We start from the raw sequence: 6,511 nt of genomic DNA, 5'->3' as shown, positions 1-6,511 counted from the left end.
GTAGTAAGGTACTCTACCCGTGATAGAGCGTCGTCTGAGTGGCAACGCTACCGAAAGAGACCGAAAATCCTCATGTAGTAGGTATCCCAACAAGAATGGCCGTCTCGAGAGATATCTGAAGCAGTTTTCACTCACCGATTCGTCCGAAACCATGCATCACAGCCCCGCTAAACCCGGTGTAGTCTCAACTTCCAGCGGGGTATAGTTCTGTATAGCGGTATGCGATTTATCAGCCCCAATATTGCATTTACGACATCGCTACCAGCCGAAAACACGGGATTGGGGGCGAAACGGAGTTGGTTTGTCTTAGAGTCGTAAGACCAACCAGATTTATTGTGTGGCCGACCGTGGGGGTAGGCACAGAACGTGGCTCCAACTCAGACCGGCGATGACGGGCGTGAACCCCAGGGGACGCGCCTGGAAGACGCCATCGACCGACGCCTGCGCGGCATCGACTCGGATCGCTACCGGGAGAACACCGCGACTGTCCTCCGCGAACTCGCCGCCTGGCTTCGTGCCCACCGCGACGTCGAGACGGTTGAGGCCGTCGACGACGATGACTGCCGACGCTGGGTACAGACGTACCTCCACGATCGCGTCGTCGACGAGGCCCACCCCCTCACTTTCGATACGGACCGTAACTTCTCGGCCGCGAGCGCACACACGTACTCCAACATCGCCCGGGCGTTCTTCTCCTGGTGTGTCGACGGCGAGCAACTCCTCGCCACGAACCCGATGCAGCCCGACCGCGTCAAAGACGAACTCCCGGAGGACACAGAGGAAGTCGAGCAGGGCCAGCAGTTCTGGTCGGCCGACGCTCGCGAGGCACTGCTTCGCTACGTCGACACGGAGGCACACGACGCCCTGGACGACGACGCACGGGACCACGAGCGGGCGTTCCGCGATCGGGCCATCGCTTACCTCCTCGCGGACACGGGCGCGCGTGGCGCCGAACTCTTCGCTGTCTCGGGCGACTCTGACCGCAACGGCATCCAGTGGCGTGACCTCGGCGACGGGGCCATCCGTGTCCTGGGGAAGTCTCGTGACCGCGAGACCGTGCAGTTCCCGCCGACGACGCGGAAGAAAGTTGACCGCTACCGGCGCGTCCTTGAGCCTGCCTCGGAGGACTGGCCGGTGATCCCCACGGCCGACGCAACGAGCAAGTACCGCGCCGTCCGGCAGACACTCGCCGACCGAGAGTTCGACGACGAGGAGATCGAGACGATTCTCGATAACGCCGACAATATTGACGAGGTCCTCCGCGAGTACGACGTCGCGCCGCCGGCGCTCACGACCGAGGGCGCCCGCCGCGTGATGCGCCAGCTCTGTGAGGACGCCGGCCTCGCCGTCGACGGCGAGTACCTGAAGCCGCACGGCGGCCGTCGAGGACTCGGCCACCGTGCGTACACCGAGCTGTCGGCAGAAGACGCCCAGAACATCCTCCGGCACCGAAGCATCGAGACCACTCACGCATCCTACACTGAAGCCAACACCTCCGACCTCTCCGAGGACGTCGACGACCTCCTCTACGGAGACGACTCAGCATAGACAAACCACCAGTATCAGGCCCCAACGATCTCGAAACAGTCACGCAAGTCCATTCTCTGCGCTTCCGGCACATACGCACCCGACGCCGTCGATGGGGCAATCAATGCCGCCTGGGCAGCCATCGACCAGTTCGACGCCGACGACGACCTCGCCGACCGGACTGTCGCCCGCATCCACGAAGCGGCCTCGCACTGGTACGACTACCTTCTTTGCCGGCAGCGGGCGAGCGTGAATCCCGTCACCGGTGTCGGCGAGGAGTACAACTGGGACCGCCAGACCGACGGCGACCCGGTCGCGCTCGACGCCACGCATGTGCGTGCGCTCACCAACGCAACGGAGACGGTGGCAGAGCGCCTGCTCGTGATCGCACTCTGCGGCTGGGGGATCCGCTCCGGCGAGGTCGCAGACCTCTACACCTCGCAGTTCGCTCTCACCGCCGACCCGCCCTTCGTCGCGTTCGACGAGCGGAAGAACGGCCCGGGCGAGGTCTCTCTCCTCTATGGCGTCGACGTCGTGGAGGATCGCCTCACCGAACTGAGTGAGCGTGAGGAGTGGAACGACCACCTCTTCCCGTCCTCACAGTCTGCGAGTGGCCACATCGCGACCCAGACCGTCCGGAATCGGTTTGCCGCCCTCGTCACTCGTGCTAGCCTGCCTCCGGAGATCGGCGGCGAGCCACCAGTTCCACAGATGGAGCGTCGGTTCTGGTACTCGGCGTACTCCGAGGCCGTCGAGGACGTCGCCGAAAGCATCGAGGACATCGCCGCCGAGCAGGGGTCGAGCGACTCAACGGTCGCCCTCGAAAACTATCTCTCCGACGAACGTGCCCGCCAGCTCCGCCGCGAGCATATGCGTGAGCGACTCAGCGAGGCCGTTGACTGATGCTGTCTCGCAAGGTGGCCGGCGTAATCGCGCTGGTGCTCACGCTCGCTGGCTGTGCGGACACGACATCGGTGACGTCGACGACATCAACCGTTCGGTACGGCTGATTCAGCCAGTGTTTCGGGTATTGATGCGAACGGCGATGGCGCATATACTTGATTCGAGGTCACCGTCGCTGCGGATACCTCCAACTTGAACGGTCACTGGTTCGGCATCTACATCAACGACACCTACGTCGGCCGGACAGGGGAATGCCGTAAGTCGGCTTGAAAAAGTGAGTGTAGCTTAGTTCTCGAGTTCGCCGTCGAGTTCGAGGAGCCGGTGGAGCGTCACGCCCTCGAGCTTGTACAGGAGGTCGGCGATCTCGCTGTCTTCGTTCAGCTGGTAGCGCTTGCTGTGCCCGTCGCCCGTGCTCCGGGCGAACTCGATCACGCCCAGCTCCTCAAGGTCGTCGAGGTGCTGGTAGACCGTGCTGCGCGCGGTGTCTGCAAGTCGGGCGACGTCGCTAACCGAGAGGTCGCGCCCGCGCTCTTGGACGAATGCTTCGATGATCTTCACGCGTGCTGGGCTGCTGAGCAGCGTGATAAGTGGGCTTCTGGCGTTTAGCTGCGACCCGCCGCCTTCGGTCTCGTGCACCGGTGTGGCCTCGGACATATCTCAGTGAACGAGATGCGAGGCTAAAAACGTTGTGCAGAAACAACGAACCCGTTCGACACAGTAAACACACTTAAGTAATAACCGCTCGTGATTACATACGCCGATGAATCTATCTAAATGGACGACTCTGAAATAAAATGCCGTGTCGTCGAGAAGCTTCTCCGAAACCGAGTCTTTGGCGACCACAAGTGGTCAATCGACCGTGCGGTAGACCACGCCCTTCCCAGTCACGCCGAGGGCCGCGGCCGCCAACTCATCAAGGACGAAATGATTCCGCAAAACGAAGCCTCCATCGAAGCCTATGGCGGCGGCGCACGCGAGAACATTCGCCTTGGCGACGCTGACACTGCCATCCAATTCCTCAAGGACAACGGTGGCAACATCCCCTTCGGCTTCGACTAGCGGTCACCGCGACCGTAGACCGAAGCTCAACACGAGCCTCTCTACCGTCTCCTTGGCACCGCTATACCGACTGGCGATGTAGTTCTTCTTGCCGGCCTTTGAGAGCACTATAAGCCCCTCAACGTCATTGACCTGCGGCGGGAGATCCTGGCTGGAGACAATCGCGTCGCCCTCAAGCCCGCCTCGAAGGACTGACCCGTGATCCCGACCGCCGACGCGACGAGTAAGTACCGCGCCGTCCGGCAGACACTTGCTGACCGGGAATTCAACGACGAGGAAATTGAGACAACCCGCGCATCGCACACCGAAGCCAACACCTCCGACTTCTCCGAGGACGTCGCTCAGCGGATCGAGCTCATCTGAAACCCAATCTCTCAACTCGACGTCTGTCCGCAACTATCAACGCTCAGCGGATCGAGTTCATCTGAAACGGTGCCCGGATCGGGGCACATAGACTCCGCTACCGGCGCTTGGCACATAGTGTTTCCGTCGACCCGCGATCCGCCCTGCGACCCGGGGGGTCGATGGCTCAGACGTCGCGGTGGACGATCTCCATTGGGGCGTCGCGCTCGGGGTCGCGCGGCGGGTCTGTGGGGAGCGTCTCAAGCGTCCCGCGGTCGGTTCACCCGGTGACCGCGAGGCCCATTGCGTCGAGGAGATCGTCGCGGTTGCCCGCGCGGAAGCGGCGACCGTGCGCGGGCGGGTCGTCGATGCGCTCGGCGACGAGGCGCTCGTAGGCCTCGCGAGCGTCGCCGTGCCGGTCAAGGACGTCGAGGCGCGCTTCGACGTCCTCGTCGTCGGTTTTCGCGGGCGCGATCGGACCGTCGCCGAGGCCGGCGAAGCAGACCTCCGGGTGGGCCTCGCGGACGACCCCGTGGGCGTCGGGGTGCTCGGCGAGGAGGACGTCGGCGTCGCGGACCTGCGGGAGGACGTTCCACGTCTGCGTGGTGAGCGAGCCGTCGGTCCGGGCCTCGACGCGGCGCTTCGCCGCGGCGTAGGTCGGCGCGTTGAGCGCGGCGTGCGGGGGCGCGAGGAAGACGCGGCGGCGCTGGCTCCCGAGGACCTCGCGGGCGCGGACGTCGCAGGCGCGCCGGCCGCGTTCGGGGAGACCGATCGGGATATCGACGAGGACGGACGCGGCGCCGCGGTGGGCGTGCCAGACGGGGAGGAGCGAGGGATGGAGGCGGGCGTCCCAACCGTCCGCGTCGCGGACGGCGGTGACCCAGCCGTTCGAGCCCCAGTCGACGCCGACGGCCACGGCGGTGTCGGGTGCGGCGGTCATACGCCCGGTAACGCCGCGGAGCGCCAAGAGCCTGCAGGGCGAGCGCATCGCTCTTACGTCTGCGCGTTCGACGTTCGGGCGTCGAGCATGGCATCCCGACACGGGACGGACGACGGAGAGGCGCTCTCGGACGCGCTGAAGGAGCGGGCGATGGATGAGGCGCCGGTGGGGATCACAATGACGGACCCGACGCGACCGGACAACCCCCTCGTCTACGTCAACGACGCCTTCGAGCGCATCACGGGCTACGAGCGCGAGGGGATCCTCGGGCGGAACTGCCGGTTCCTCCAGGGACCCGAGACGGCGACGGAGCGGGTGGACGTCCTCCGGCGAGCGGTCGAGACGGGCGAGTCGGCGGTCGTCGAACTCCGGAACTACCGAGCGGACGGCGAGGTGTTCTGGAACGAGGTGAAGGTCGCGCCGATCCGTGACGACGCGGGCGACGTGCGCTACTTCGTTGGCTTCCAGCGCGACGTCACGGAGCGCAAGCGCTCGGAGCTCGCGGTCCGGCGCGAGCGCGCGAACCTCGATCACCTCCTTAATCGGGTGGACGGTCTCCTGAGCGACGTCACGGAAGCGGTTGTCAGCGCGGAGAGCCGGGAGGCCATCGAGCGGCAGGTCTGCGAGCGCCTCGCAGCCGCCGAGACGTACGCGTTCGCGTGGCTCGGCGCGGTCGACCTCGTGGACGGAGTCGTCCGGCCGCGCGCGCGGGCCGGCGGGTCGGTCGACGCGGACGCCCTCACCGTCCCCCACGACGTGGACGACCACCCGGTCGTCCGGGCGCTTGACTCGGGAGCGGTTGCGGTCGGCGACGGCGGGGCGGGTGTCCCGGCGGAACTCGCGGATGCCGCCGGCGGGGTCGCGGCGGTCCCGCTGCGCTACCGCGGGACGACGTACGGGGTGCTGACGGTGTGCGCGGCGGAGACCGGCGCGCTGAATGAGCGCGAGACGACGGTGCTCGAGTCGCTCGGCCGGACGGTGGCGACGGCGCTGAACGCCCACGAGTCGCGGCGGCTCGCGGCGGCCGATCAGGTTGTCTCGCTCGCCTTCGACGTCCGGGACCGATCGCTGTTCGCCGTCGACCTCGCGACGCGCGTCGACGGATCGCTGGACTACCGCGGAGAGGTGTACCGCGGGGAGACGCCGGTGCTCTTCTTCACCGCCGACGGGAGCGCGGGCGCCGAGCGCGTCCTCGCGGCCGCGGACGCGTCGCCGGCGGTCGCGGACGCGGCCGTGGTCGGCGACGCGGACGAGGCCGCGCTGTTCGAGTTCCACCTCCCGCCGTCGTCGTTCCCAGCCGACCTCGCGGCGCGCGGGGTGCGGATCCAGGGGATCGACGCCGCCGACGGCGCGGCTCGCGTCGAACTCGAACTCCCCGCGGGCGTCGACGCCCGCGCCGCCGTCGAGCGTGTCCGCGAGCGCTACGACGGCGTCGAACTCGTGCGCTACCGCGAGGACGAGCGGCCGCCGACGACGGCGCGCGACTTCGCCGCGACGATTGAGGAGCGCCTTACCGACCGGCAGCGCGCGGCGCTCCAGCGGGCGTACCTCTCGGGCTACTACAATTCGACGCGCATGGCGACGGGCGACGAACTCGCGGCGGCGATGGGCGTCTCGCGCGCCACCTTCCACCAGCACCTCCGCGCTGCGGAGCGCAAGGTGTTCGCCGCCTTCTTCGATCGGCATACCTGACTAGTCAGGTATGCCTCCTTTGTCGGCCCGCGAGCTATCTATGGTCGA

The 6,511-nt window shown here is 66.4% G+C and carries 7 protein-coding genes; 4 read left to right on the top strand and 3 right to left on the bottom strand.

Going from position 1 to position 6,511, the window contains the following annotated elements; genetic code table 11:
- Nucleotides 1–366 precede the first annotated feature (366 nt).
- Both IEX84_RS13880 and IEX84_RS13875 read left to right on the top strand, forming a co-directional pair.
- Nucleotides 367–1,548 (top strand): tyrosine-type recombinase/integrase, encoded by a 1,182-nt coding sequence (locus IEX84_RS13880; protein ID WP_188873151.1) that lies wholly within the window; start codon nucleotides 367–369, stop codon nucleotides 1,546–1,548.
- 228 nt (nucleotides 1,549–1,776) lie between these two features.
- Complete coding sequence (locus tag IEX84_RS13875) at nucleotides 1,777–2,430, top strand: hypothetical protein (RefSeq protein WP_188873150.1); 654 nt, start codon at nucleotides 1,777–1,779, stop codon at nucleotides 2,428–2,430.
- Nucleotides 2,431–2,715: 285 nt separating this feature from the next.
- Here the strand turns inward: IEX84_RS13875 and IEX84_RS13870 are convergent, their stop codons facing one another.
- Nucleotides 2,716–3,084 (bottom strand): winged helix-turn-helix domain-containing protein, encoded by a 369-nt coding sequence (locus tag IEX84_RS13870; protein WP_229732388.1) that lies wholly within the window; start codon nucleotides 3,082–3,084, stop codon nucleotides 2,716–2,718.
- A gap of 120 nt (nucleotides 3,085–3,204) precedes the next feature.
- Here IEX84_RS13870 and IEX84_RS13865 point away from each other — a divergent pair, with 120 nt between their 5' ends.
- The gene (locus IEX84_RS13865) at nucleotides 3,205–3,489 is read left to right on the top strand and encodes a hypothetical protein (RefSeq protein ID WP_188873149.1); all 285 of its coding nucleotides are present in this window, start codon (nucleotides 3,205–3,207) and stop codon (nucleotides 3,487–3,489) included.
- Nucleotides 3,490–3,492: 3 nt separating this feature from the next.
- On the opposite strand, the gene IEX84_RS13860 is transcribed toward IEX84_RS13865, so the two are convergent.
- Both IEX84_RS13860 and IEX84_RS13855 read right to left on the bottom strand, forming a co-directional pair.
- Nucleotides 3,493–3,885, bottom strand: coding sequence for a hypothetical protein (locus IEX84_RS13860; RefSeq protein WP_188873148.1), 393 nt, complete (start codon nucleotides 3,883–3,885; stop codon nucleotides 3,493–3,495).
- Between the two features lie 226 nt (nucleotides 3,886–4,111).
- The gene (locus tag IEX84_RS13855; protein ID WP_188873147.1) at nucleotides 4,112–4,771 is read right to left on the bottom strand and encodes a DUF429 domain-containing protein; all 660 of its coding nucleotides are present in this window, start codon (nucleotides 4,769–4,771) and stop codon (nucleotides 4,112–4,114) included.
- Between the two features lie 87 nt (nucleotides 4,772–4,858).
- On the opposite strand from IEX84_RS13855, the gene IEX84_RS13850 reads away from it, so the two are divergent.
- Nucleotides 4,859–6,463 carry a bacterio-opsin activator domain-containing protein gene (locus IEX84_RS13850; RefSeq protein WP_188873146.1) on the top strand — a complete coding sequence of 535 codons (1,605 nt, stop codon included), beginning with the start codon at nucleotides 4,859–4,861 and terminating at the stop codon, nucleotides 6,461–6,463.
- The last annotated feature ends 48 nt before the right edge of the window (nucleotides 6,464–6,511 follow it).

It is taken from the genome of Halarchaeum rubridurum (assembly GCF_014647115.1).
Lineage (GTDB): Archaea > Halobacteriota > Halobacteria > Halobacteriales > Halobacteriaceae > Halarchaeum > Halarchaeum rubridurum.
This window is presented reverse-complemented; position numbering and strand designations above follow the sequence as displayed.